The 25381-nt window shown below is 53.7% G+C and carries 21 protein-coding genes and 1 rRNA gene; 19 read left to right on the top strand and 3 right to left on the bottom strand.

The window, feature by feature from the left end:
* The first annotated feature begins 1 nt into the window (after window position 1).
* Window positions 2-117 (top strand): 5S ribosomal RNA (gene rrf, locus G7Y44_RS09120).
* Between the two features lie 250 nt (window positions 118-367).
* Here rrf and G7Y44_RS09125 read toward each other — a convergent pair.
* Window positions 368-1291, bottom strand: a complete 924-nt coding sequence (locus tag G7Y44_RS09125) for a 3-phosphoglycerate dehydrogenase (RefSeq protein ID WP_165249273.1) — start codon at window positions 1289-1291, stop codon at window positions 368-370.
* A gap of 172 nt (window positions 1292-1463) precedes the next feature.
* Here G7Y44_RS09125 and G7Y44_RS09130 point away from each other — a divergent pair, with 172 nt between their 5' ends.
* The 6 genes from G7Y44_RS09130 (at window position 1464) to rpsA (ending at window position 8970) form a co-directional block, all read left to right on the top strand.
* Complete coding sequence (locus G7Y44_RS09130; protein WP_241159241.1) at window positions 1464-2261, top strand: tRNA threonylcarbamoyladenosine dehydratase; 798 nt, start codon at window positions 1464-1466, stop codon at window positions 2259-2261.
* Complete coding sequence (locus G7Y44_RS09135) at window positions 2258-3121, top strand: TatD family hydrolase (RefSeq protein WP_165249274.1); 864 nt, start codon at window positions 2258-2260, stop codon at window positions 3119-3121. Before G7Y44_RS09130 ends, G7Y44_RS09135 begins: the two co-directional genes overlap by 4 nt.
* A 56-nt stretch (window positions 3122-3177) precedes the next feature.
* Window positions 3178-5016: an NAD(P)-binding protein gene (locus tag G7Y44_RS09140; protein WP_165249276.1), complete on the top strand. Its 1839-nt coding sequence runs from the start codon at window positions 3178-3180 to the stop codon at window positions 5014-5016.
* Window positions 5009-6736: a [FeFe] hydrogenase, group A gene (locus G7Y44_RS09145; RefSeq protein WP_165249278.1), complete on the top strand. Its 1728-nt coding sequence runs from the start codon at window positions 5009-5011 to the stop codon at window positions 6734-6736. The genes G7Y44_RS09140 and G7Y44_RS09145 overlap by 8 nt, the downstream gene beginning before the upstream one ends.
* Window positions 6737-6945: 209 nt before the next feature.
* Window positions 6946-7350, top strand: a complete 405-nt coding sequence (locus G7Y44_RS09150) for a Fur family transcriptional regulator (RefSeq protein WP_165249280.1) — start codon at window positions 6946-6948, stop codon at window positions 7348-7350.
* A gap of 408 nt (window positions 7351-7758) precedes the next feature.
* Complete coding sequence (rpsA, locus tag G7Y44_RS09155) at window positions 7759-8970, top strand: 30S ribosomal protein S1 (RefSeq protein WP_165046245.1); 1212 nt, start codon at window positions 7759-7761, stop codon at window positions 8968-8970.
* A gap of 253 nt (window positions 8971-9223) precedes the next feature.
* Here rpsA and G7Y44_RS09160 read toward each other — a convergent pair whose 3' ends face one another.
* Complete coding sequence (locus tag G7Y44_RS09160; protein WP_165249281.1) at window positions 9224-10675, bottom strand: CapA family protein; 1452 nt, start codon at window positions 10673-10675, stop codon at window positions 9224-9226.
* A gap of 299 nt (window positions 10676-10974) precedes the next feature.
* Between G7Y44_RS09160 and G7Y44_RS09165 the strand changes: the two genes are divergently transcribed.
* The 11 genes from G7Y44_RS09165 (at window position 10975) to G7Y44_RS09215 (ending at window position 22716) form a co-directional block, all read left to right on the top strand.
* Window positions 10975-12396, top strand: a complete 1422-nt coding sequence (locus tag G7Y44_RS09165) for an MBOAT family O-acyltransferase (protein WP_165249283.1) — start codon at window positions 10975-10977, stop codon at window positions 12394-12396.
* A 15-nt stretch (window positions 12397-12411) separates the two neighbouring features.
* Window positions 12412-14112, top strand: a complete 1701-nt coding sequence (locus tag G7Y44_RS09170) for a DHHW family protein (protein WP_165249284.1) — start codon at window positions 12412-12414, stop codon at window positions 14110-14112.
* A 28-nt stretch (window positions 14113-14140) separates the two neighbouring features.
* On the top strand, window positions 14141-14758 hold the full coding sequence (gene coaE / locus G7Y44_RS09175; protein ID WP_165249286.1) for a dephospho-CoA kinase: 618 nt from the start codon (window positions 14141-14143) through the stop codon (window positions 14756-14758).
* Window positions 14759-14993: 235 nt separating this feature from the next.
* Window positions 14994-15581: a hypothetical protein gene (locus G7Y44_RS09180; protein ID WP_165249287.1), complete on the top strand. Its 588-nt coding sequence runs from the start codon at window positions 14994-14996 to the stop codon at window positions 15579-15581.
* Between the two features lie 292 nt (window positions 15582-15873).
* Entirely contained in the window at window positions 15874-16569 is a 696-nt protein-coding gene (locus tag G7Y44_RS09185) for a hypothetical protein (protein ID WP_165249289.1), read from the top strand.
* 410 nt (window positions 16570-16979) lie between these two features.
* Window positions 16980-17738: a sugar transferase gene (locus G7Y44_RS09190; RefSeq protein ID WP_165249290.1), complete on the top strand. Its 759-nt coding sequence runs from the start codon at window positions 16980-16982 to the stop codon at window positions 17736-17738.
* A gap of 61 nt (window positions 17739-17799) precedes the next feature.
* Window positions 17800-18831, top strand: coding sequence for a glycosyltransferase family 8 protein (locus G7Y44_RS09195; protein ID WP_165249292.1), 1032 nt, complete (start codon window positions 17800-17802; stop codon window positions 18829-18831).
* Complete coding sequence (locus tag G7Y44_RS09200; RefSeq protein ID WP_165249294.1) at window positions 18821-19927, top strand: glycosyltransferase; 1107 nt, start codon at window positions 18821-18823, stop codon at window positions 19925-19927. The genes G7Y44_RS09195 and G7Y44_RS09200 overlap by 11 nt, the downstream gene beginning before the upstream one ends.
* An 11-nt stretch (window positions 19928-19938) precedes the next feature.
* Window positions 19939-21015 (top strand): glycosyltransferase, encoded by a 1077-nt coding sequence (locus G7Y44_RS09205; RefSeq protein WP_165249296.1) that lies wholly within the window; start codon window positions 19939-19941, stop codon window positions 21013-21015.
* Window positions 21008-21601 (top strand): serine O-acetyltransferase, encoded by a 594-nt coding sequence (locus G7Y44_RS09210; RefSeq protein ID WP_165249298.1) that lies wholly within the window; start codon window positions 21008-21010, stop codon window positions 21599-21601. Before G7Y44_RS09205 ends, G7Y44_RS09210 begins: the two co-directional genes overlap by 8 nt.
* Entirely contained in the window at window positions 21601-22716 is a 1116-nt protein-coding gene (locus G7Y44_RS09215) for an EpsG family protein (protein WP_165249300.1), read from the top strand. Before G7Y44_RS09210 ends, G7Y44_RS09215 begins: the two co-directional genes overlap by 1 nt.
* Window positions 22717-23134: 418 nt before the next feature.
* On the opposite strand, the gene G7Y44_RS09220 is transcribed toward G7Y44_RS09215, so the two are convergent.
* Window positions 23135-23515, bottom strand: coding sequence for a transposase (locus tag G7Y44_RS09220; protein ID WP_165249302.1), 381 nt, complete (start codon window positions 23513-23515; stop codon window positions 23135-23137).
* A gap of 373 nt (window positions 23516-23888) precedes the next feature.
* Here G7Y44_RS09220 and G7Y44_RS09225 point away from each other — a divergent pair, with 373 nt between their 5' ends.
* A complete protein-coding gene (locus G7Y44_RS09225) occupies window positions 23889-24833 on the top strand; it encodes an ATP-grasp fold amidoligase family protein (RefSeq protein ID WP_165249304.1) in 945 nt (314 codons plus the stop codon).
* Window positions 24834-25381 lie beyond the last annotated feature (548 nt).

A 25381-nucleotide genomic window follows, 5' to 3' on the forward strand; every position in this document is an offset into this window, starting at 1 on the left:
CGAGCGTGGCCATGGAGGCGGGGACACACCCGATACCGTTCCGAACTCGGTAGTTAAGCCCGCCATCGCCGAAAGTACTGCGGGGCAAGCCCGTGGGAGGATAGGGTGCCGCGCTCGCGGGGGGCACATGTGTGTTTTAGTGCCACCTGTGTGTTTGGCCCCTTTATCTCACAACAACAAACAAGGCCCCGTATCATGCGGGGCCTTTTGCTTGTTTGGACGTGCGTGGCGGGGTTTGGATGGGGAATTTATCGGTTGGCATAGATGACAAAGCCCCTTGAGTGTTGCCACCCTTTTGGGGTGGACGCTCAAGGGGCATTTTCGGACTCTTTTGGGATCGATTATGCGGGATAGTTCGCCCTTTGCATTAGTCCTTCATGTTCACGCAGTGCGTCTTCTTGCCGGTTTCCAAGTATTCCATGATCTCGGTGACGGCCATCTTTGCGCAGTTGTCCTCGGCTTCTGCGGTGCTTGCGCCCAAGTGGGGGATAACCAGTGCGTTGTCCATAGCCATGACGGCGGGGTTCGCGAAGTCGGTCACGTACCGGGCTACCTTGCCCTCTTTCAGGGCACATGCCATGTCGGCGTCATTCACCAACGTGTCACGCGCGAAATTCAGGAACACCACACCATCTTTCATCTGAGCGATGGCATCGGCATTGATCATGCCTTTGGTGCTGGCAAGCGCCGGTACGTGAATGGTAATGTAGTCGCTCGCAGCGTAGATGTCGGCGAGATCGGCAGTAAAGGTCATTTCAGAAGATATGGCAGCAGCACGCTCCGCCGTGATGAAGGGGTCATATCCGATCGTTTTCATACCCAACGCTTCTGCAGCCTGAACGACCAGAGCGCCGATGGCTCCCAAGCCAATGACGCCTAAGGTCTTGCCGCTGATTTCGCCGCCAGCGAACTGCTTTTTGGCTTTTTCGGCCGACTTGCCGATGTTTTCGTCATCAGCGTTTTCGCGACACCATGCGATACCACCAACTACGTCGCGAGCTGCCAGCAGCATGCCGCACACCACGAGTTCCTTCACGGCGTTGGCGTTTGCTCCGGGAGTGTTAAACACCGGGATACCGCGTTCAGCGAGCGCCTCAAGTGGGATGTTGTTCACGCCGGCACCGGCGCGTGCGACGGCCTTGCACGTTTCGGGAATGTCCATGTCGTGCATGTTGGCGCTGCGAACCAGAATGGCGTCCGCTTCGTCGATGGTGTCGGTCAGTTCGTAATCGCTGCTCAGTAGCGCAAGACCGACGTTCGAGATGTTGTTCAGGCAATGAACCTTATACACGATTCCTCCTTCGCGTCATGCGAGTGCATGTTCTTACCATGGGCAAGTCTACCCCTTTGATTGCGCAAGCTGGAAAACGATGGCGGAAAAACGAGAAAACGATTCGAAATGAAGCGGAAGCGGATAGAATTGCCACATGATTGGTTGAAGGGAAAGGGTGCACGGTCGGTTTATGGATATGCAGCATGCAAAACACTGTGGCGAGAGCTGCGAATGTCAGGGGGTTGCGAGCAATGATGAGCGCGAAACATCACGGCTCGAGCGCATCATGGGACATGAGGGCCTCCAGCGGCTTGCCAACTCAACGGTGATGGTGCTGGGCTTAGGGGGCGTAGGGTCGAACTGTGTTGAAGCGCTGGCGCGCGGGGGTGTAGGCCACCTAGTCCTTGTTGATCGCGATGTGGTGCAGCCAAGTAACATCAATCGTCAGGCTATTGCGTTTCAGAGCACGGTGGGACGTCGAAAGGTTGACGTGTGTAAGGCCATGGTGCGCGATATCAACCCAGACATCGCTGTTGATACTCGTCATATGCTGGTGTTGTCTGACAATGTTAGTGCGCTGCTTGATTCCTTCGAAAGGGTTGACTACGTGGTAGACGCCCTTGATTCGGTTGCGGTGAAGCTTGCCCTTGCCGAGCTCGCTGACAATCAGGGCTTCCCTTTGGTGAGCGCCATGGGTATTGCGAACAAGCTGTATCCGGAATCGCTTCGCTTTGATGACGTGTTCAACACGATGAACTGTCCGCTTTGTCGCATTATGCGTAAAGAAGCGCGCAAGCGTGGCATTCGAAAGCTCGATGTGCTGTATTCGCGTGAACAGCCCGTTCCTGTTCCCGTAAGCGAAGGGGCGTCTCGTAGCGACCGATCGAATTTGGGTACGGTTTCCTACATGCCGCCGATCATGGGGCAGATGCTTGCGGGATGGGTGATCCGTCGGCTTGCCGGTATGGAAGAGGGAGGGCGCAGATGATACTCGATGCGCATTGTCATCTGGGGTTTGCGGTTGACGCCGTGAGAGCTGCTGACGATTTAGCAGCATGGGGTGTGCGCTGTTTTTCGAATACAGTTGAGCCGGCCGAGTACGAGCGGCTCATCGAAGAACTTGGCGCTCACTCGAACGTGCGGGTGGGCGTTGGTTTGCATCCGTGGTGGGTGCTTGACGGAACGTGCGGAGAAGACGACGTGACGCGGTTTGAGCACGTGGTGCAGCGAGCGAGGTTTGTAGGTGAAATCGGACTCGATTTTGGCAAGCGCTTCGATCAGGCAACGCCTGCACGCCAGCGCCTGATGACGTTCGCCTTCGATCGGGCGATTGCCGCATGTGCGAAGCCGTGCGCTGAGGGTGGTTGTCGGCGTGCTGTGTCGCTGCATTCGGTGCGGGCGGCAAGCCGTGTGCTCGACGTGCTTGAACAGACCGGCTGTGCAAGCAGTCAGGTGTGCATTCTTCATTGGTTCAGTGGTACCTCTGACGAACTGCATCGCGCCAAGCAGATGGGGTGCTGGTTTTCGGTGAGCATGCGTATGCTCGAAACGCGTCGGGGTCGGGAGTACGTGAAGGCCATGCCGCTTGATCGCTTGTTGCTGGAAACCGATGAGCCGGCAGCGTCGGGTGCGATGGTTGACGCGCGCCGTCATGCCGATACCCTTGCGCACACTGCGAGTGAAATCGCCCGTGTGGGAGGCTGTAGCGAGCAGGCCGTGCTAGCTGCGACATTGGCATTTGAACGCGAATTCTTCGACAACTTCCCCATGACTACCCCATGGCTGCAAAAAAACTGCATTTCGGCAGATTCCCTCAAAGAAGTTCATGGGTGCCTGTGCGATAATTGATCGCGATAAGTCTTCGCGCGCTGCGAAGATAAGCAGACGAGATTGGGGGGTAAGCGATGAGCAAATTATCTGTCGCGCCCGCGTCGAGGGCCGACGCAAAGATCGCTGGTTTCATGGAAAGGTATCAGCGCCGCATCGAAGCCACGCCTCCGGGCACGTGCCCGGTTGCCGTACAGCTGACGTTGCTGGAAGCTGGTGCTTCGCAGACGTGCGGAAAGTGCGTGCCGTGTCGCGATGGGTTGCCGCAACTGGCAGCTATGATCAAGCGCGTGCTCGACTGCGACGCCGATAAGGCGGCGCTTGACGAAATTCGCTCGCTGGCAACCATGATCCGCGATTCCGCCGACTGCGCGATCGGCTACAATGCCGCTGCGGATGTGCTCGATGGCCTGGATGCATTCGCCGCCGAATACGAAAGCCATGTAATGGCACACACGTGCTGTGACGACATCGCCCAGAAGGTGCCGTGTGAGGCCATGTGTCCGGCGCACGTGAATGTGCCCGCCTACATTGCCTTGGTGGCTGAGGGCGACTATGCGGGTGCCGTGCAGATGGTTCGCAAGGACAACCCGTTCCCCACGGCATGCGCTTTGGTATGTGAGCATCCGTGCGAAGAGCGCTGCCGCCGTACGCTCATCGACGCTCCTATCAATATTCGCGGCATCAAGAAGTATGCGGTTGACAGCTGCGCTGCCGACAAGGCCCCCGTTCCTGCTCGCTTGCCGGAATCAGGCCGCAAGGTGGCCGTTGTGGGTGCGGGCCCCTCGGGTCTTACTTGCGCCTACTACCTGGCGCTGATGGGGCACGCCGTTGACGTGTTCGAGTCGCGCGACAAGCTGGGCGGCATGCTGCGCTACGGCATTCCCGCATACCGCTTCCCGCGTGAGCGCCTGGACGAAGACGTTAACGCCATTCTTTCCGTGGGCGGCATCACCGTTACCACGAACTGCTACGTTGACGCTGATAAGATGCGCGAACTGGCCGATTCTTACGATGCGGTGTACGTTGCTATCGGTGCACACACGGGCAAGAGCCTGCGCTTGGAAAACATCGACGCGCAGGGCGTGTCGTCGGCGGTTGATTTGCTGCGGGCCATCGGTGACGGCGATTATCCCGACTTCACCGGCAAGAAGGTTGCCATCATCGGCGGCGGCAATGTTGCCATGGATTGCTGTCGTACGAGCGTGCGTGCGGGTGCCGAAGAGGTTACGTGCGTGTATCGCCGCCGTCTTGAGGACATGACGGCGCTTCCCGCCGAGGTTGAGGGTGCCATGGCTGAAGGCGTTGAGATGGTCACGCTTGAGGCACCAGTTGCTATCGAAGTTGACGGCGAAGGCAAGGTGTGCGGACTGCGCACGCAGCCGCAGATGATCGGCGAAGTGAAGCGCGGTCGTCCCGCGCCGGTGACAGCCGACAAACCCGAGAACCACATCGATGCTGACATCATCCTCATTGCGGTTGGCCAGGACATCGTGTCCGCGCCCTTCGAGGAATTCGGCATGCCGGCCGAGCGTGGCTGCTTCAGGGCCAGCGAAGGCCTAGAGGCCGAAGGTCTGGAAGGCGTGTTCGTTGGTGGCGACTGCCAGACTGGCCCCGCATCTGCCATTATGGCAATTGGCGCCGGCAAAGTTGCCGCACGCAACATCGACGCATATCTGGGGTACAACCATACGCTTGACTGCGGCGTAGAAGCGCCCGCCGCCAAGCCCAACAATCGCACTGCTTGTGGTCGCGTGAACATTACCGAGCGTCCCGCTCGCGAGCGTAAGCGCGATTTCGAGTATATCGAGAACCCGATGAGCCGCGAAGAGGCCGTGCAGGAGTGCGGCCGCTGCCTGCGCTGCGACCATTACGGCTGCGGCGTTCTGGAAGGGGGCAGGATCCAGTATGTTTAAGGTAACCATCAACGGCCGCGAGGTCGAAGTTTCCGAAGGAACAACGATTCTGGAGGCAGCCGGCCAGGCAGGCGTGTATATTCCCACGCTGTGTTACCTGAAGGACGTGAATGAAATCGCGTCGTGCCGCATCTGCGTGGTCGAAGTTGAGGGGCAAGACGAGCTGGTGGCTGCGTGCAACACGCCCGTGGTTGACGGCATGGTGGTGCGCGCCAACACATCTCGCGTGCGCACCGCTCGCAAGGAAAACCTCGCACTCATTCTGTCCACCCATAACGTCGAATGCACCACGTGTATTCGCAGCGGCAACTGCAAGCTGCAAACGCTGTCGAATGACTTCAACATGGGTGCGTTTGCGGCACCTTCCTTTGAAGGCGTTCCCGCAGCTCAGGATTGGCCGCAGGACTTCCCGCTTATCCGCGATGCTAGCAAGTGTATCCGTTGCATGCGCTGCGTGAACATCTGCGAGCGCGTGCAGGCAAGCGGCGTGTGGAAGGCAACTCCGGCAGGCGGTGTCGACGTTGCTGCAGCAAGCATCGAAGAGTCGCCGTGCACGCTGTGCGGCCAGTGCATCACTCATTGCCCGGTTGGTGCGCTCACGGCGCGTGACGACACGGCCCGCGTGTTCGCCGCCATCAATGATCCCGACACCATTACGGTAGTTCAGGTTGCTCCGGCTGTTCGTGCCGCATGGGCTGAATCGTGGGGCATTCCGCGCGAAGAGGCCACGCCGGGTCGCATGGCATCCGCGCTTCGTCGCATTGGCTTCGACTACGTGTTCGACACCGACTGGTCTGCCGACCTGACCATCATGGAAGAGGGAAGCGAGTTCGTCGCGCGTGTGAAGAATGCCGAGAACGAGACGTTCCCCATGTTCACGTCGTGCTGCCCGGGTTGGGTTCGTTATATCAAGGCCCAGTGGCCGCAGTACGTTGATCAGCTGTCCACGGCAAAAAGCCCGCAGCAGATGTTTGGCGCTGCTGCCAAAACGTGGTTTGCCGAGAAGGAAGGTATCGACCCGAACAAGATCTTCTGCATGTCGGTTATGCCCTGCGTTGCCAAGAAGCACGAGTGCGCGCTGGAGAATATGAACGATGCAGGCGCTGGTCAGGACGTCGATCTGTCGGTTACCACGCGCGAGATGGCTCGTATGCTGCGCGAGTGTGGCATCGATCCGCGTGAGCTTGAGGAAGAAGAGTTCGACAATCCGCTCGGTAACGCAACGGGTGCTGGTGTGATCTTCGGCGCAACGGGCGGTGTTATGGAAGCTGCGCTGCGTAGCGCGTACTTCCTGGTAACGGGCGAGAATCCCGACCCGGACGCATTCCGTGACGTGCGTGGCTTGGACGGCTGGAAGGAAGCCACCTTCGATTTGGCTGGCATTCCGCTGCGCGTTGCCGTGGCTTCTGGTCTGGCGAACACCAATCGCCTGCTTGCCGCACTGGATGCGGGCGAAGTGCAGTACGACTTCGTCGAGATTATGGCGTGCCCGGGCGGCTGCGCTGGTGGCGGCGGGCAGCCCATCCATGACGGGCAGGAGCTTGCTGGTGTTCGCGGCGACATCCTGTACGGCTTAGACAAGCATGCCGACCTGCGCTTCTCGCATGAGAACCCCACGGTGTTGCAGGCTTACGAAGAGTACTTTGGAGCGCCGTGTGGCGAGCGTCCGCATCACTTGCTGCACAGCGATCATCACGATTGGAGCATGCCGCACAAGTAAGGGTTTGCTTGGAACAAAACACCTGCTCTTAACGCTTACTAAGGCACAAAGGAGTCGCAACGGGTTTGCTGTTGCGGCTCCTTTTTTAAGTGTGCCGAGCATACGCACGTTTCTCACGGGTGAAAGCCCCGAGCGCGCCCGATAGCGGGAAGTGTGGAGCCACAGCCTCTTATTGATATATAATCCTAATAACGAAGAAAGGAACAAAGATGACCGAGCATGCTGCAACGCGCAACACTATTCAGCGCACGTTGGTGCTTGATGCGGTGCGCTCGCTTCGCAGTCATCCCACGTCGGCTGACGTGTACGACGTGGTGAGCAGAAAACACCCCGGCATTTCGCGCGCTACGGTGTATCGCAACCTGGGTGTGTTGGCGGCACGTGGTGACGTACTGCGTGTGGAAGTACCCGGAGGCGCTGATCGCTACGATTTTCGCAACGATGTGCATTATCATGCTCGCTGTCGGGTGTGCGGAGCGGTGGTCGACGTTGAGGTGCCCGAAGTGCAGCAGTTGTCCGGCTGTGCGCAGGTGCCCGATGGATTCATTGTCGAGGGGCATCAGGTAATGTTTAACGGCGTGTGTGCCAAGTGTGCCCAGGGTTCCAACGCATAAGAAGCGTGACTTCGGCCCTCTCTCGCGTGGTAAAGAGTGTCGAAGTGTGTTGAAGTGCGTCATTTGGTGTGACCCTTCGACACGTTTCTCGCGCGGCTCTTCGACACGCTTTTCAACCTGCATTTCACCATGTAGGCGTGACAATATCTGCAAGATGTCACGCTTGGTAACAAAGGCGTGTCGCATCGGCAACATATCCGCGAAAAAACTGTGCGAGCGATCAAATTCGCCGTCAGTCGCTCGCGCGCGCGTGGTAAACTAGTCGGGCCTGCGGGAAAGGTCCGCAGGCGCAGTAATGTTGGCCCCCGAGACATGTTTTCTGCAGAGCGCCGAGCCGTATGTAGGCGAACATGGTAACTGTAAGCAATCATGACGAAGGGTTCCCCGTTTTTCCGAAAGGGGTCCGTTTTGACCGAAATCAAGAACACGTCCGTCATCGACTTCGAGGACGTCACCGACGAGCAGATGAACGCCATGATCGATGGCACGCTGACCGAGTTTGACGAGGGTGATCTCGTTGACGGCACCGTGGTGAAGATCGAGCATGACGAGGTTCTGGTCGACATCGGGTTCAAGAGCGAGGGCGTTATTCCCTCCCGCGAGCTGTCCATCCGCAAGGACGCCGATCCGTCCGACATCGTCGAGCTGGGCGAGAAGATTGAGGCGCTGGTTCTGCAGAAGGAAGACAAGGACGGTCGTCTGATCCTTTCCAAGAAGCGCGCCGAGTACGAGCGCGCATGGATTCGTGTCGAAGAGAAGTTCAAGGCTGGCGAAGTTGTTACCGGCGAGGTTATCGAGGTCGTCAAGGGCGGCCTGATTCTCGACATCGGCCTGCGTGGCTTCCTGCCGGCGTCGCTGGTTGACCTGCGCCGCGTGAAGGATCTCGACATGTACCTGAACACCGAGATCGAAGCTCGCGTCATCGAGATGGATCGCAACCGCAACAACGTCGTGCTGTCCCGCCGTGTGCTGCTTGAGGAAGGCCGCAAGAACGAGCGCGCCGAAATTCTGGCCAAGCTGTCCAAGGGCATGCGCCTGAAGGGTACCGTTTCCTCCATCGTTGACTTCGGTGCCTTCGTCGACCTGGGCGGCATTGACGGTCTGGTTCATATTTCCGAGCTGTCGTGGAACCATGTGAACCATCCGAGCGAGGTTGTGAAGGTTGGCGACGAGGTTGAGGTCGAGGTTCTCGACGTCGATCTGCAGCGTGAGCGCATCTCGCTGGGCCTGAAGCAGACCACCGAGGATCCGTGGGTGAAGCTCGTCGAGTCTTATCCGGTAGGCTCCATCGTCGACGGCAAGGTGACCAAGGTCGTTCCGTTCGGCGCGTTTATCGAGCTGGGTCAGTCCATCGAGGGCCTGGTGCACATTTCCGAGATGGCTATGCGCCACATCGACACTCCCGCTCAGGTTGTGAAGGCTGGCCAGGAGGTGAAGGTGAAGGTCATGGAGATCAACCCCGACCGTCGCCGCATTTCTCTGTCCATGAAGGCTGCCGCTGCTGAGCTGGGCTTTGAGATTGAAGTTGACGAGAGCATTCAGGTTGAAGAGCGCCCGGCTAAGAAGAAGGCCGAAAAGAAGGTCGAAGCTCCCGCCGAGGAAGCTCCTGCTGCTGAATAGCACACACGCTCTATCGCGTCATATCGCATAAAGGCTGAGGGCCGGGACGATCAAAAGTCCTGGCCCTCGTTTTGCGTAAGGCACACATGATGTGGTCGAAGGGCGACAAAGGTGGGCTGCGCAGATGGAGTCTTTCAGGAGATGCTTTCAGGAGGTCGGCGTGCTCAGAAGGTCGGCATGATCAGGAGGGCGGCGTGCTCAGAAGGTCGGCATGCTTACATTCGCATCAACTTCGCGACACCTTCGCGCCGTTCTACATGTCGATCGTAAAGCCATCTCCGATAACGCTGGTGGTGGTGGAGCGCAGCTGGTCAATAGGGTTGTCCAGCGCGCTAAGCACAACATGCGAGCCGGCAAGTTCGGGGGTGTAGTCCCGAAGCGCGAATACGCGGTAATCGTTCTCGGCGGTGTGGTTCACCAAGGGGCGCCACACCACATTCTCGATACTCACAGCGCCATCGTCGTTGCGCACGAAGTCACAGCAGAGCATGCCTTCCAGCTCGTTTTCAAGACCAGGTGTTTCGTGACACGACAGGAAGTTGCCCAAAGAATACGCCACGAGCGTCTTGTGTCCTGTTGATCCTTCGACCCAGCCAAGCGGCCCGATAACGTGTGGATGCGACCCCAAAACCACGTCAACTTCCAAGTCGGCCAAAAGCTGCGCATAGTGCAGCTGGTCTTCGTCGGCTTCCATCAGGTTTTCGGTTCCCCAGTGCATAGCCACGAGCACCACGTCGGCAGCTTCCTTCGCGCGCGCCACATCGGTGCGGATGCGTTCTTCGTCGATGAAGTTCACAGCGTACGGGGGCAGATCGGCTTGCGTAAATCCGTTCACGCCGTAGGTGTAGTCCAGCAGCGCGAACGTAATGCCATTTCGTTCGACGGTTGCCAATTCGGCTGCCTGCTGCTCGTTGGCGGCCGTGCCGGTGAATGCGACGGGTTTGGTGTCCCATACGCTGCGCGAATGCTCGATAGCCCCGAAGGTGCCCCAGTCGTAGGAGTGGTTCGTCGCCGAAGCTACCAGGTCAAAACCGGTTGACACCACTGCATCGGCCATGGCGTCAGTGGTGTTAAACGACGGCCAGCCGCGCGGCCCAATATCGTCGCCTCCTAAATGCGTTTCCTGTTTGATGTAGGCGAGGTCGGCCGATTCCACATAGGGTTTAAGAGGTTCGTAAATGGGTGCGTAATCGTAGGTGCCGTCGCCTGCTTCTCCGGCAAGGGAATCGGCGTATTGGCCGATGGTTTCGTTGGGCAGGTTGTCGCCCACGGCAACGAAGCTCACGCGGTTGCCCGCTTCTGCCGTACTGGCAGCAGCAGCGTCGTTGTCGGCCGGCGCGTCTTCTTTCGAGCAGGTGGAAAACGCGAATGCGAGTGCAACAACAAGCACAACGGCTGCCACGGCTAAACCGACAAGGCGTGGGTTAAACGGAAGGGAAGGGTGCGTGGCAGTGCTGTAGCCCCCACGTATAGTGTAGTTTCCGAGCGAGTTGTGGTCCCCGAGCGTGCCGTAGCTCCCACGTGAGTTGCGGCCCTCGCGTGCGGTATGGCCCTCGCGTGAAGAACGGCCACCACGCGCAGTGTAGTTCCCGTGGGCAGCGTGACTCCTGCGTGCAGCGCGGTCCTCGTGTATGTTGTAGTCTCCGTGCGCAGCGCGATCCCTCCGGACGGACGGGCGTTTTGTTGGCGTGTTTCGCGAGTTCATGGGCGCACCTTTCTGTAGCTCCCCACAGCTATTGTACGCCTACATGCTTCACTTACGGCACAGAATCGCAGTGTGGGAGAATGGGGAGGGGAGCGCCGACAAAAAATTGGACCGAATTAGGTTCGGTTAGGAGTTCGCGAAGGTGCGTCGACTGCCGTCAAGCACGCCGGCGACGAAGTGCTCGTTGCCGAAAACAACGGCATTGAATCCGGTTGCGCTTCCGCGATGTAATGCGAGGAAAAGGTGCTAGAATCGAGCTACAGACAAGCAGATTTTTCCTTCGAAGTAAGGTCGTAGCGGTGGTTTTCTCGAGCCTACTTTTCATCTTTGCGTTTTTGGCGCTGAACCTGTTCGTGTACGCGCGCGTGAGCGCCCAGTACCGCAATCCGGTGCTTTTGGGCTTCTCGCTGGTGTTCTACGCATGGGGTGGGCCGAAATTCTTGTTTTTGCTGGTAGGCGAAACGTTTGTGAGCTGGCTGATAGCGCTGCTGATTAGCCGCGCGTCAACCGATAAGGCTCGCAAGGTGCTGCTTGTTACCCACTTGGTTATTTTGCTGGGACTGCTGGGCGTGTTTAAGTACGCAGGATTTTTGCTGGGTAACGTGCAGGCTGTGTTTGGGGTGCCCGAGGTTATTCCAGATTTCGTGTTACCTATCGGCATTTCATTCTACACGTTCCAGCTGATCAGCTACGTGGTTGACGTGTACCGTGGGCAGGTTCAGCCGCAACCGCGCTTTTGGAAGCTGCTGCTGTATTCGAGCTTGTTCCATCAGTGCATCGCTGGTCCTATTGTTCGCTACGAAACTATTGCCGACGAAATAGACAACCGCCGTTTCACCCGCATGGGCATGTACGTTGGCATTCGGCGCTTCAGCATCGGCTTGGCGAAGAAGGCCATTCTGGCAAATTCGTGCGCGGCGGCGGTGGCCACGCTTCTGCCTGCGGGCGTTGACGAGTTGTCGCTTCAATCGACTGCGGGGCTGTGGCTGGGCATGCTGTTCTACATGCTGCAAATCTACCTGGACTTCTCGGCGTATTCCGACATGGCTATTGGTATGGGGCGCATGGTGGGATTCCATTATCTGGAGAACTTCAACTACCCCTACACGGCGCGCTCTATTAAGGATTTCTGGTCGCGTTGGCACATTTCGCTGTCCACGTTCTTCCGCGATTACGTGTACATTCCGCTCGGCGGTAGCCGCTGTTCAACGCCAAAGATCGTGCGGAACTACGCGGTGGTGTGGTCGCTTACGGGCTTTTGGCACGGAGCCAGCTGGAACTTCGTGCTGTGGGGCTTGTACTATTTCGTGTTTTTGATGTTGGAGCGGTTTGTTATTAAAGACCGCATGCCGAAGCCAATTGGGCATGTGTACGCTTTGCTGGTGGTGTTCTTCGGGTGGGTTCTGTTCTACTACACCGACCCTGCCCAGCTAAGTTGTGCGCTCGCGGGCATGTTTGGATTCGCGGGCGGCGGCCTGTACACCATGCAGGTGGGCACGGTGTTTCTGTCGAATATGTTCCTGCTGACGTTTTCCATTGTGGCGTGTTTCCCGTTTGGTAAGTGGCTGCGCGGCAAAATGTTCGAGTTTGCGGCCGAGAAGCCCGCGGCGTTGCTGGCGCTCAACATAATTGAGGTTGCCACGCCCATTGTGCTGTTGCTGCTGTCGGTGGTGGCGCTGGTGGGCGACAGCTACAATCCGTTCCTCTATTTCAGGTTCTAGCGGCGGGTGGTGACTATGAGTAACTTGGAACAACAGCGCAAAATCGGCCAAGATCAGGCAGAACAGAGCGCATATATGGAACAGACGCCGCAGGTAGAACAGAACTCGTATGCGGAACAGGAAGCGTTTGCGCAGCGGGAAGTGTACACGGAACGAGTGCAGCAAGCAGAACAGAATGCGTACGTGGAACAGGTGCCACAGGAAGAACAGACGCCGCAAGCGGAGCTTGTGTCGCAGGTAGAACAAGTTTCGCAGGAAGAACCGACGCCGCAAGCACCGCAGCCCACGCAGCCAGCACAGCCCACGCAAGCACAGCGTCCCTCGCAACCGCCGCGACCGCCGCGCGCCCGTAAGCGCCGCGCGACCGACGTCGATCTGCTGCCCCGTCAAGCCATGCTGCTCTCGAAAGCCGACCGGCGCACCATGGGCACCTGGTGGACGCTTGCCATCAAGCTATTCAACGGAGTAATGTGCGTGGGCTTCGTACTGGGGCTGTGCTTGTTCTTGCGCCCGCAGGTATCCGAGGCGGAAAACCGCAAGCTAACGGAATTCCCGCAAATCACCTGGGAAACATTTTGGGATGGCTCGTTTACGGCGGACGTGTCCACGTGGTATGCCGACACGTTCCCGTTTCGCGATCAGCTGATGGCTGTAAACCATTGGATGCGCGGCTTCTACGGCATCGAGCCGAACGAGCAGGTTATTGGCGGTGAGCGTCAGGCCGACGACATTCCCGACCAAGCGAGTGCGCCCACCACGCCGCCGCCTGCACCCGAAGCGAAGCCGCCTGAGGACTACGACAGCTCCGAACTTGAGACCAACATTCAAGGCGAAATCATGAACGGAACGTACGTGAAGGATGGGGCGTGCTACAGCCGCTACTACTTCACGCAGGAAGCGGCGAACGCGTATTCTGCGGCTGTGAACAAGGCAGTGCAGGACTTAGGCGATGCGGGCATGGTGTATTCCATCGTTATTCCCAACAATTCGGGGGCGCTTCTGTCCGATGACGAGCTTGCGGCGCTTGGCGGGTCGAACCAAGCTGACGCCATTTCGTACTACTACAGCCTCTATGACGAGCGCGTGCGCACGGTGCCTACCACCGACACGCTGCGCGAGCATAATTCCGAGTACTTGTACTTCCGCACCGACCATCACTGGACGGCGCTTGGGGCTTACTACATTTACCGTAACTTCTGCGAGCAGAAGGGCATTGAGCCACATAACATTGCGGATTATGAGGAAGTTGACTTCGATGGGTTCTTGGGAACGTATTACGGGTCGCTGAAGCTGGATTCGATGGCCAAAAACCCCGATGTGGTGCAAACGTGGGCACCGAAGGGCACCAACGACATGACGTTTACGGACACCGAGGGCAACGTGGTTGATTGGAACGTTATCGAGGACGTGTCGGCGTGGAATCAGGGATCGAAGTACAACTGCTTCATTGGCGGCGATCAGCCGTGGGCCGAAATTCACAACCCAAACATTACGGACGGTTCGGCATGCGTGGTGGTGAAGGAATCGTACGGCAACGCCTTCGTGCCATGGCTGGTTGATCATTATCAGCATGTGTATATTGCCGACTTCCGCTACACGTCTACCAACGTGGTCGACTTTATGAAGGAACACGGGGTGGGCGATTTGATCATCATCAACAACATCGGTATTGCGGGCAACGTTGACGTGGCGGGAAAGATTGCCAGTATCGTGTAGCGCTACGGGCGAGGAAGGATGCGGGCGCATGAAACGGATTGTTGTTGTGGGCGGCATGGGTGCAGGTAAGTCCACCGTGTGTGCCGCGCTGGCCGATGCAGGGGCGCAGCGCATCGATTTGGATGAGCTGGGTCACGAGGTGCTTGAATATGCGGATGTGAAGCGAGAGCTTGCGGATGCGTTTGGCCGCAGCGTTATTGATGACCAGGGAGAAGTTGATCGCGCCGTGTTGGCGGCAAAAGCGTTTGCAACCGATGAAGCAACCGAAACACTGAACCGCATTACCCGCCCGCGTATTGAAGCGGCGTGTGTAAGCCGACTGCGTGAGCTTGAAGCAGCGGGATGCGCGGCTGCAGCGGTTGAGTTTTCGGCATTTCAAAGCCGCGATGACGCCATAGCGCGCGATGCCGATGTGGTGGTTGCCGTTGTTGCCCCTGTTCAGTTGCGTGTAGTGCGTGCAGTTGCGCATGGGTGGGGCAAAGCCGACGTGCAACGACGCATCGCGCGGCAAATATCTGATGAAGAACGCATTGCGCAAGCAGATGTGGTGTTCGATAACAGCGGCGCGTCGGACGACCTACAAAGGCGCGTGCGAAATTGGTGGCAAACTTACGAAAAAGAAACACTAAAACCCCAGGCAGAATAGCCTTTTTGTGTCGTCAAAAGGTACACGTTTTCAACTCGCAAAAGCTTGACCATTATACATATTCCCCCTCTTGTAAAAGCCCAGAATAGGGCTTTTTTCACACGTAAAGTCGGACAGCGGCAGCGCTTTGTCATCCCTCTTTCACCCGTTTTCTAAACGTGTACGTTTTGACGACGTCGGTTAAAGGGGCTTATCTCACACAGGCGTTTCCGATACGGGACGGAGGTGTATCGGGTTGAGTGCGAACGCAGCTGTTGCTGCCGAAAGGCTTGCTGGTAACTTCGGTGCAGCTGAGGTACCGCACACTCGCGCACGGTGGTTTCTTGTGCGCGTGCCCGAAGGGCGCGAGGCGGCCACGTGCGAGCGCGTGCGTTCGTGCGTGCCAAACGGCCTGGTGGAAGATGCTTTCGTCGCTCGCAAGGAACGCTGGTTCAAGCGTGGTGGCACCTGGCGGCTCGAACCCGTGCGTATGCACGAAGGCTACATTGTTGCCGCATCACGCGATGGGCGAGCGCTGGCACGCGAGCTCTCGCGGCTGAGCTTTCCCGTTGAAATGGCGGGGGCGCCGGGCACGGATCCTGCTCCGATGCCAGCTGAAGCACAGTCGTGGCTTGAGGCTGCGATGGATGCTAACCGCGTGCTGCGCAACAGCACGGCGGTGATAGAGGGCGGCCAGCTGCACGTACAAAGCGGCCCCTTGGTGGGCCAAGAGCCGCGCGTGCTTAAGGTCGACCGGCACCACCGCTGCTGCACGGTGCGCGTAGGCGGGCCGAACAGTGGCTTTTGTGAGCTTCTGCCCATGGAGGTGCCGAATAAAAGCTAACGGTGGCTGGCGTGTAGGTGCCAGCTTCTCTTGGCGGGGCCGCTTGCGAGCGATCTCACCAAGGGAAGCCGCCTTGATGGTGGCGGCCCGAACATGAACATACTCCCAGCGCGACTGCTGGCAGCTCCTGTCATAGAGTGCCAGTGGACGTGGGAACAATACGTCTGACAAAGGGCCTTGCGCGGCAATGGCGAAGCTGTGCCCACAAATGGCCCAGCTCCCGGCGAAGAGGGTGGCGAAGCCGCGCTCGCGGGAGGTTCTGTGATTTCCTGAAGGAAGGAGCGGCGAAGCTATGCCCCGACTCGACTGGTATCCGGTACAGGTGATGTCTGGTCAGGAACGCAAAATGGTGAAGCTGATAACAGCCGCATGTGCCGAAGCAGGCGAGCTACCTGGGAAAACCGGGGAATCCGGTGTCGGTGAGCATAATGGCGCGGGGGAAGCGGGCGGCGCATTCGACAAGGCCGCTGAATCCAGCGATATTATCAGGGACAACGGATTGCGTGACACCTGCGAGTCTGATGGCGATGGCGAACCCGACGATCCGAGTGAACCGCTCAAACTCGACGAGTGTTTCGCGCCCCGCTACCGAACCCAAAAGAAGATGCGTGGCGAGTGGCGCAATGTGGAGCGCCCTCTTATGCCGGGCTACCTTATAGCGGTGGTAAACGACCCTTCCCAGTTGGCGCGGGTACTGCGCTATGTGAATGGCTTTTGCCGGGTGGTCAAGGTCGGTCAGACGTACGTTCCCCTAAGCGACTACGAGCGCGAATGGCTGGAAGCCAGCACAAGCCGAGGTAACCGCGTGGTGCCCATGAGCTTCGGTCACAAGGTAGGCGGCGTGCTCGAAGTAACACAAGGGCCCCTGAAAGGCTACGAAGGTCGCATCGTAGGAGTAAAGCGCGCTGATAGCCTGGCAATGCTCGAATTCCACGTAGGCAACATGAGAATAAAAACAACCGTCGGCCTGGGAATACTCCCAGAATGACGCAGAAGAAAGCAAGGATTGAAGCAAACGTTTGACAATTCCATACAGGATGCAGCACTTCTTAGCAACGATGTTCCTGCGAGCGTGAACTTGGAGATAGCGAAGGCTACGCATGATCCAGACATCGCTCGGGGGGGGGCTCTCATTGAGAGCGGGGAGTGCACGATAGTGATAGAGCCTACGGAAGAAACACGGCACGTTGTACCGTGTTTCTTGCACTTTGAAGAAGCAGCTGTTTCGTTGGATGCTCGCAAGATTGCACCTCCCTATACGAATGACAGTGGTCATATGACCCCCAAAACGACTTGGCGTGCGGGTCTGTCCTGCAATGAGTTCGACACCGATTTCGGGGTCATGTATGCAGGTTTGCCAATCAATCAGCTGGCCTGGCAAGGCAGAAGGGTTTACGCGTGAGTCTCGCGCTAGAGATCGAGGAAACCTGCGTCACGCCCGAAGAGTGGGAAGAACTTGGCGAGAGCTTCGATAGTGGCGTTTCTGAACGGATTGAGGGGCGTCCCCACGAGGTCTGCCAAGAGGTCGCGAATAAACCTCTCGGCTACCGCATCGCCAAGCGTTTCTTTGATGTGGTGTTTAGCCTGGCAGCAATAATGGTCGGCCTTGTCCCTGGTCTCATATTAAGCATTCTTATAGCGATTGACACCAAGGGAAGCCCGATCTACTCCCAAGACCGCGTAGGGCAGAAGGGTGTGTTTCGTATCTATAAGTTCAGGACGATGGTGGCTGACTCCGACGATGTGGAGAAATACCTCAGTGCAGAACAGCTCTTCCAGTGGCACCGTGAACGCAAGGTTGATGGCGACCCGCGCATCACGTCTCTCGGGCGTTTCCTAAGGAAGACTAGCCTTGATGAGACAGCGAACTTTATCAATGTGCTCAAGGGTGACATGTCGGTCGTGGGTCCTCGCGCCATTACCCAAGACGAGCTAGAGCAACACTTCTCGCCAGAGGAGCAGAGAGAGCTTCTGAGCGTTCCCTGCGGCATCACCGGATGGTGGCAGGTGAATGAACGAAACGGTGCTGACTTCGAGAGCGGCCGGCGCCAGGCGATTGAGATGGAGTACGTCCGCAATGCGAGTCTTGCTACGGATGCCTGGGTGTTCGCCAAGACTTTCGTCGTGATGTTTGGAAAGGAGCGGTCGGGGAAATGATCCGCTTGATTGAGATAACTGGACATTAATGTCAGATATTTCGCCAAATCTGGGATGCAAAATGGATAAACAAGGAAAACTCAATGCTTTGTATGCGACAGATGAGGGCTTTGTTGAAGTCCTTATTGTGTCTTTGACCTCGTTGTTTGAAAATAGTTGCAGGCCTATTCGAGTGTTTGTCATAGAAGACGGGCTTTCTCAAAAGTCTATAAACATGCTTGAAGATCTAGCAACTCATTATTGCCAGGAAATAGAGTTTATTAAAATACCTGATTATTCCTCAATGTTTGGTCGAGTGATTGATGCAAAAAGATATGCATTGAGTGCGTTCTCTAGGTTGTTTGTATCTTCAATGTTGCCACCTGAAATCACAAGGGTTTTATATTTAGACTGTGACACAATTATCTGCGAGGATCTTGGTGATTTGTGGAATACGGATTTGCAGGGTGCTGTTATGGGCGCTGTGAATGATTGTCGGAGCTACAGATACTCAACAAATCTTGGTTTATCTAGAAACGACGTTTATTTCAATTCGGGAGTTCTAATAATAGATCTCGATTTATATCGTAAAGAAGGTATTGAAGAGAGATTTGCGGCGGCCATATTTGAATTTGATGGATTGCTCGAGTTTCCTGATAATGATTTAATTTGCAGGGAATTGGCCGGTAAAATAAAAGAACTGCATCCTAGGTACAATTTGATTTCAGTCGTTCGTGCGCTGAGTGTTTCCGAGCTTCTTGTGTTTAGGAATCCAGACAACTATTACAGCAGCGATCTTGTTGAAGAGGCTAAGAATAACCCCGCTATTGTTCACTACACATCATTCTTCGCGTTTAATGGGAGACCTTGGAACAAAGGGTATGACGAATTTGATGGTCGCTTTTTTTCTTGTTATAGGGCGATAAGTTTAGTTCGCGATGTTCCGTTAAGAGTTAATTGGTCTAACTGGGGAAGCAGATCAAGAATATTGTTTTCGGCCATGCCGAGAGCCGTTTCCCTTCGCTTGTTTGGCTTCGTGCACTCTGTCCTCAAACCAACCGTTCAGTATTTTGCTTTAAAGCGGTACAAGAAAGCATTTCGTAATGAATTCTGAAAAGATATATTTTGTTATTAACCAGCTTGGCGGTGTTGGCTGCGGTGGATCGGATCGTGTTTTGTCAATTTTGGCTAATGAGTTTTCCGAAAACGGATTTGATGTCGAAATACTGTGTTTGCATGATAATGCTAAAATCGACAGGCCGTTAAATGATTCGATTAAAGTGACTTTTTTGGATCCAATTAAATGGGGTCGAAAGTCATTGCGTAATATTTCTCGAATTGCTCAGTCCATCAGGCTGGTTTCTCGGGTGGCAAGAGGCTCGAGTGAAGCGACGTTTATCTCTTTTATTGATTGGGTGAATTTTTGCACGGTAGTTGGTTGCCGAAATACACATAATACTGTCATCGTCTCGGAGCGTACTGACCCTAGCAAAGAGCCTGGGAATCGGCTAGCAAAGTGTTTGAGGGACAAGGCATACGCAAAATCTGATGGAATTGTCTTTCAGACTCCTGATGCGCGCGACTATTTCAAGGATTCGATTCGATCCAAGAGCACGATTATCTGTAACCCTATAACTGCAAACCTTCCTTCTTGGGGTTTTAATCGAGGCAGCAAAGAAGTTGTTGCTTTGTGCAGATTAGAGCAGCAGAAGAACATACCTTTGCTTCTCGAAGCATTCGGGCTGTTTCACGAGCACCACTCAGATTACAGACTTGCTATATATGGCCAAGGTTCGCTGGAGGCTGAGTTGGCTCAGTTGATAGAAGATATGCGATTATCTCATTCGGTATCTCTGATGGGTTTCACAAAGGATGCACATGAAGCGATGGTGAATTGTTCCATGTTTGTTAATTCTTCGGATTACGAGGGAATGTCAAATTCTCTTTTGGAGGCTTTAGCGATGGGGGTTCCTGTTGTTTCAACTGACTGCCCTGTAGGAGCTGCCAGAATGCTGATTCGAGATGGAGAGAACGGAATACTTGTTCCTGTGGGCTCACCCGAGGATTTGTCCGCTGCGATGGCAACAATTGCGGATGACGCTAGTTTGGCTTGTCAAATGTCAGAAAGGGCTAAAACGATATACAGGCGGTTGAGCCCGGAATCGATATATAGGCAGTGGGTGCAATATGTTACTTGGGTGAAAAGCTAGGAGACCTGTTGATGAGAATACTGTTTTTGACACATTCTCTATCTAACGGGGGCGCAGAGCGGGTGTCAGCGAACATTGCGAACGAGCTTCATCGGCGTGGTGAGATTGTCTCTGTTGTTTCGCTTCAAGATCGCTCGGCGGATTACTCCTTGGATGCGGGGATTAATCATGAATGTATCGATACAAGTGGCTCTTTTACTGCTCGAGCAATCTCTAAGCTTATTTCTGTAAATAGTATTGTTGGTGACTTTCGTCCGAATGTGATAGTTAGTTTGGGCGCAGGCTATCAGTACATTCTGTTTTCGCGTTTGTTTAACAAGTTTTCATTAATAACTTCGTTGAGAAACGATCCGTCCTTTCTATTTGAAGGTCATCTAGGTCGATTATTTGTATATAAAGCTGCGTTTAGCGCATCTGATGCAGTTGTGTTTCAGACACAGGAGGCCAAACAGTATTTTTCGCGTAGAGTTCAATCAAAGAGCTTCATCATTAGGAATCCTTTGATGGACAATTTGCCGCAGAATCTGAATCCACTTTTTCTTCGCGATAAAGAGTTTGTAAGCTTCGGGAGGCTTGAACCTCAGAAAAATATAATGATGCTTCTCGAGGCTTTTTCGTTGTTTTGCATTGAAGACAGCGAATACAACTTGACTATTTATGGGCGAGGTTCGCAAAAGGAAGCTCTAGAAGCAAAAGCGAAATCTCTCGGTTTGGGCGAAAGGGTTCATTTTCTAGATTTCTCAAAGAGCGTTCATTCGAAGATTTTGAATGCTGTTGCTTTTGTCTCTTCGTCAAACTTTGAGGGGCTTTCGAACTCTATGATTGAAGCAATGGCAATTGGTCTCCCTGTGATTTGTACTGACTGTCCCTGTGGTGGTGCTAGAGATGTGGTTGGAGAATATAAAAATGGCCTGTTGGCAGAGGTTGGTAATCCCGCGGATTTGTGCAATAAAATGCAACAGCTGATTTACTCAGGGACTGAATATGAATCATATCTATCGAAGATAGATGATTTGCGTAGGGATTTGTCCTCTTCTGCAATTGTGGAACAATGGCTGAAATTGATAGATGAAGTCGCCCATGATTAGTAGTAGGCGCGAATACCGTAACTATCTGGAATGCGACGAGTACGCCCGCTTTGGTCATAAGGGTTCAGTATTTGAAAAGCTAAAGGCTGGAAAATGTTGGAATTATAACGTTTGGTTAAGAAAATGCGAGTATTGGTATAACTGCGGTAAAACACCAATTGCTTCAATTCTGTATTTATTTTGTCGGATTCGTCTTCGTCAATTGGGTGAAGACATTGGGTGGGAGATTCCGCCTAATGTCTTCGGGCCTGGGCTCTGTGTGGTTCATCGTGGAACCGTTGTTGTGAGCCCTCACACAAAGGTGGGCGAGAACTGCCGAATGCACGTATGCGTAAATATTGGTGCATGGGGCGGTGAAAAGGCTGCCCCCGTTATGGGAGACAATATTTATATCGGACCGGGTGCGAAGGTTTTTGGGGCTATTTCCATTCCATCTGGTGTTGCGATTGGCGCAAATGCAGTTGTGAATAAAACAATTTGCGAGAAAAATGTCAGCGTGGGCGGTGTTCCTGCCAAAGTGCTTTCTCGAAAAGGATCAGTGCATATAAACTACTGCGATGAGGTTTGGCCTGATAGGTTGAGATAGTGCTACAAGGGTATTCCACAGAAGGTATTGGCGTCTTAATTTCTGCATTTGGTGTCGCTCTGATTTTTATTGCTGCAGCTTCCAGATCGAAAAAAAAATGCAATCAGAGAATCATGCTTTCGATCGCGTTTGTCGTCCTCGTTGGATTCGCGGCCTTAAGGAAGGTGACTATAGCTTATGGTGGTGGAGATGCTTGGGGGTATGTGAGAGAGTTCCAGTCCTCGTCCGTACTTGGTTCCGGATCGGCGTTTGCTCAGTTATGTGATCTTTCGAGAGAGCCTCTGTACCAATTGATAATGATTGTTGTGAGGACGTTTACGGAGAATTACCACCTGTACTTTGTTGTGACCTACGGCATTATCATATGGGGTATCCTATACTTCGTTTCGAACCACTTTCGCAAAGGCTATCCGTTGTGGCCTCTAATCGTCATGTTCCCTGCGTATATACATTGTTTTAACGCTATGCGTAGCTGGATGGCGATTGCTGTTATCTTGGTTGCGCTAACCAAGTATGAGAAGCAAGGACCTTTCAAATATGAGCTATATACAACAGCTGCAACTCTAATTCATTACTCGGCTGCAGTGATGCTGCTGCTTCCTCTGTTCGCTAAGTTCTTTCGAAGATGCGGCGGGATTAAGGGAAAAGTCACAATAGTACTTTTGGCGAATGGCGTGCTGGCGTCAGCAAGCTCTATATTGTTGTTCCTACTTCAGAATACAAAATATGTCTACTATTTCTCACTAGATCCATTGAGCTTCTCGACAGTCGTGCCGCTTGTTAGCATTGTATTTCTTGCTTCGACTGTGTTCCAATCTGCAAACTCTGCTAAACAAGTTGACCGATCAACTATACAAGATTATACGTCTTTTGGATGTTGCCTAGTCTTCGCAATCGTGTATTTGGGTGGCTACAGGTATCTGAATTATATGATGCTTCCTGAAGCCGTTCTCGTCGCCATGACGTTTCATGATATGCGCATTTGTTGGAGACCGGATCATATTAAAAGAATAGGCGTGTCTTTGGTGTTGATTGCACTAGTACTTTTGCTGGCGGTTCAAAATACGGTGTCAGTCATTAAGCTTTCATCTGTTTTTCCATATATTATTGGATGACAAGGTTGAGGATCGATATATGGCCATATTCTCCTGGATTGACCCTCTGGTTCTGTGTACCCGTTGTATTTCTCGACAGGCCTGGGGCTAGTTATACTTCTAGTGAATAGTCCCTGAAGTGTGATGCTTCGAACCCATGAGCTTTTTAGATCTGCTTTCGAGAGAGGATGAAAGTGATAAACTGGCTTTGGGGGTATCCAGGATTTAGTGTGGACGATTTGAACAAAAGCTTAGTCTGATCTGCGATGATGAAAGCAAAACACATAAAAGTCGATAGAGAGTCACCTAAATTAGCCCGCTATTAGGGCGCACCTACCTAAGCCCCTTGCAGGGGAATTTCAAAATAGTGGTGTTAAACCTTAAAAATCTAGACCAAATGCCTCACCTCCAACAGGTTGGAGGGTTCGCAATTTGCGGCCTACTTGTTGTGGTTGGGCAGTGCCACTCCTCCCTTATCGAGTGCGGGATAGCCATATGCAAGCAAAAGGCGACGTCTCATGTTCTTGTAGTTTGTAAACCCGCAAGCTCGGCGTTTCATGTCCTTGATCTTGCGGTTGACGTTTTCGGCATAAGCGTTGGTCTTTCCCGTCATATAAGCGTTTACGATGTATTCCTTTACGCCCTTGATACTGTTTGCAGCAGTAGCAAACTCTTTGATTCCGCAGTTTTGAGCCTGGCTTATCCAGTTACCAAGGGCTCTTAATGTTGACGGTTCCCTTGCGTCCCATATTGGGCTCCTTTTCCGGGATGCAGGGTGCCAGCCCGCGGCGGCGGGTGCTGTCCGCTGCCGCGGAATCAATTATAGGATGCAGGTTTATGGCGCCTTACATCCCTTGTTCTCAAATGGTGATATTAAGCCTGCATCCTGTGTCTTATGCTAGGTCGCATGATGAGGATTTCGCACACACTCAATCCAGAAGGGTTGGGTGTACACACAAAACCTTATGGGAAAGCTGTGTATGGCTTGTGAAAGGTCAGAAATGAGAACTGAACCACATGAAATCCAGAACACCCAAAAACCCCGCTTTGATAGTGGTCAACCGCTAGACCACCTCTCTGAGTGTCGATGAGATGGAAAAGGTCTACATGCGGGATTTGTTCAAGTGGGAGTAACTCCAAAAGCCATAATCGACTTCTTGGAGGAGCCTGAAATCGAAGAAAGGATACCTGCAATGAAAAGAACCCTGTTCGAAAGGGTGAAGTACCGATTACGCAAGTCTTGTTATGACGCTTGTCATCCGGATTATGCCAAGAAATATGCAAATCGCTTTTTGCCCTCCTTCAGTCAGAGCGATTTGGAATGTTGCGTCAGGCACTTGTATGAGTTCAGAATGCGGAAGAAATTGGACTTAGACAATGTGAGTACTTTCAACGAAAAGCTCAACTGGCTCAAATGCTTCTATCACGATGATAGGATGACCGAATGCGCAGACAAGGTGACGGCCCCAAAGTACTTTGAGGAGCAAACTGGTCTTGGCGATTCCTATATCGTGCGTAATATTGGTGTATTTCGTTCGGCATCCGAAATCAACTTCTCTTTGCTGCCCGATGAATATGTTTTAAAGTCAAACTGGGGATCAGGAAGGCAACTGATTGTAAGAAGCGGTGATAACGTTGACGTTGAGGGGATCAGGGAAGAAATCGCCTCATGGGTTGATCTTTCTACGAACCATTACTACCACGGTTTCGAGTATGGGTATAAAAACATCGAGCCGCGAATCGTTTGCGAAGAATTCATTGATTTTGAATACAAACTAGAGTTCTTTTGTTTTAACGGTAAACCATGCTATTTCTGGACAGTGTTTAATGATAAGACCGATGACGTTTGTGCAAATTTCTTTGATGCTAATACACTTGAACAGATTGACTTGAGACACGGATATCCAAATTCGTCAAAGACCATTGATATCCCTGCCTATTACGGTGATATGTTTAATATTGCTGAGAAGTTGGCGTCTGATTTTCCGTTTGTGAGGATAGATTTCTATAAGACCTCAGACAGTTTTAAATTCTCTGAGATGACCTTCTATCATTGGTGTGGGTTAATGCCTTTTGATCCAGAGTCTTTTGATCTGGAATTTGGTAAAAGAATCCAGTTGCCCGCTAAAATGCTATAGCGTGCATGGTGGTCATCTAAGAACTGGTAGACATTCAGATTTCGGGACGGAGCAAAAATAGAGATAGTAATGAGGACCCGAAAGCGTCTTGGCGCACAGTGCGTACCATTCGCTATGCTCATTTTGTTTGATCCTTCCAAGTGCAGAAAGCTCGACTTCGTGTGCGGTAAGCACTCTTCCATCGGGCTTTGTACACTCACTTGCGTATGTGTCAGGAAGTAAGCCTTGTGTGTACGCAAGTCTCCTTTTCTTATTGGCCTCTCTGCCGTTCATAGGAGTTCTCTAATCCTTTGATGACGCAGATGCCGCAAGGGGGGGTGTGGGGTGGTGCTAGCACCTTACACCTCTCGTATATTCGCTTCCGATACGCTATCGGAAATCGTTGTTAATAGATGCAATCGGAAGCTTGACACAATCATGAAAGTGACCACATGAAATCGCAATACCCCAGTTCAGGTCATGTGAGCAACACTACTCTCCACGAGAGTAGTGTTGCTGAACCAAAAATGGAGCAGAAATTGGCAAAACAACACCAGATTCAGAAAGGC

The sequence above is a fragment of the Adlercreutzia sp. ZJ141 genome (assembly GCF_011038965.1).
In the GTDB taxonomy this organism is placed as follows: domain Bacteria; phylum Actinomycetota; class Coriobacteriia; order Coriobacteriales; family Eggerthellaceae; genus ZJ141.

Bases quoted from the DNA above. Each gene is read 5' to 3' on its own strand.
- G7Y44_RS09225 (WP_165249304.1), top strand. From the start codon at position 23,889: ATGAAAAGAACCCTGTTCGAAAGGGTGAAGTACCGATTACGCAAGTCT.
- G7Y44_RS09150 (WP_165249280.1), top strand. From the start codon at position 6,946: ATGACCGAGCATGCTGCAACGCGCAACACTATTCAGCGCACGTTGGTG.
- G7Y44_RS09205 (WP_165249296.1), top strand. From the start codon at position 19,939: ATGAGAATACTGTTTTTGACACATTCTCTATCTAACGGGGGCGCAGAG.
- G7Y44_RS09200 (WP_165249294.1), top strand. From the start codon at position 18,821: ATGAATTCTGAAAAGATATATTTTGTTATTAACCAGCTTGGCGGTGTT.
- G7Y44_RS09195 (WP_165249292.1), top strand. From the start codon at position 17,800: ATGGATAAACAAGGAAAACTCAATGCTTTGTATGCGACAGATGAGGGC.
- G7Y44_RS09185 (WP_165249289.1), top strand. From the start codon at position 15,874: ATGCCCCGACTCGACTGGTATCCGGTACAGGTGATGTCTGGTCAGGAA.
- G7Y44_RS09140 (WP_165249276.1), top strand. From the start codon at position 3,178: ATGAGCAAATTATCTGTCGCGCCCGCGTCGAGGGCCGACGCAAAGATC.
- coaE (WP_165249286.1), top strand. From the start codon at position 14,141: ATGAAACGGATTGTTGTTGTGGGCGGCATGGGTGCAGGTAAGTCCACC.
- G7Y44_RS09160 (WP_165249281.1), bottom strand. From the start codon at position 10,675: ATGAACTCGCGAAACACGCCAACAAAACGCCCGTCCGTCCGGAGGGAT.
- G7Y44_RS09130 (WP_241159241.1), top strand. From the start codon at position 1,464: ATGGATATGCAGCATGCAAAACACTGTGGCGAGAGCTGCGAATGTCAG.
- G7Y44_RS09145 (WP_165249278.1), top strand. From the start codon at position 5,009: ATGTTTAAGGTAACCATCAACGGCCGCGAGGTCGAAGTTTCCGAAGGA.
- G7Y44_RS09210 (WP_165249298.1), top strand. From the start codon at position 21,008: ATGATTAGTAGTAGGCGCGAATACCGTAACTATCTGGAATGCGACGAG.
- G7Y44_RS09170 (WP_165249284.1), top strand. From the start codon at position 12,412: ATGAGTAACTTGGAACAACAGCGCAAAATCGGCCAAGATCAGGCAGAA.
- G7Y44_RS09135 (WP_165249274.1), top strand. From the start codon at position 2,258: ATGATACTCGATGCGCATTGTCATCTGGGGTTTGCGGTTGACGCCGTG.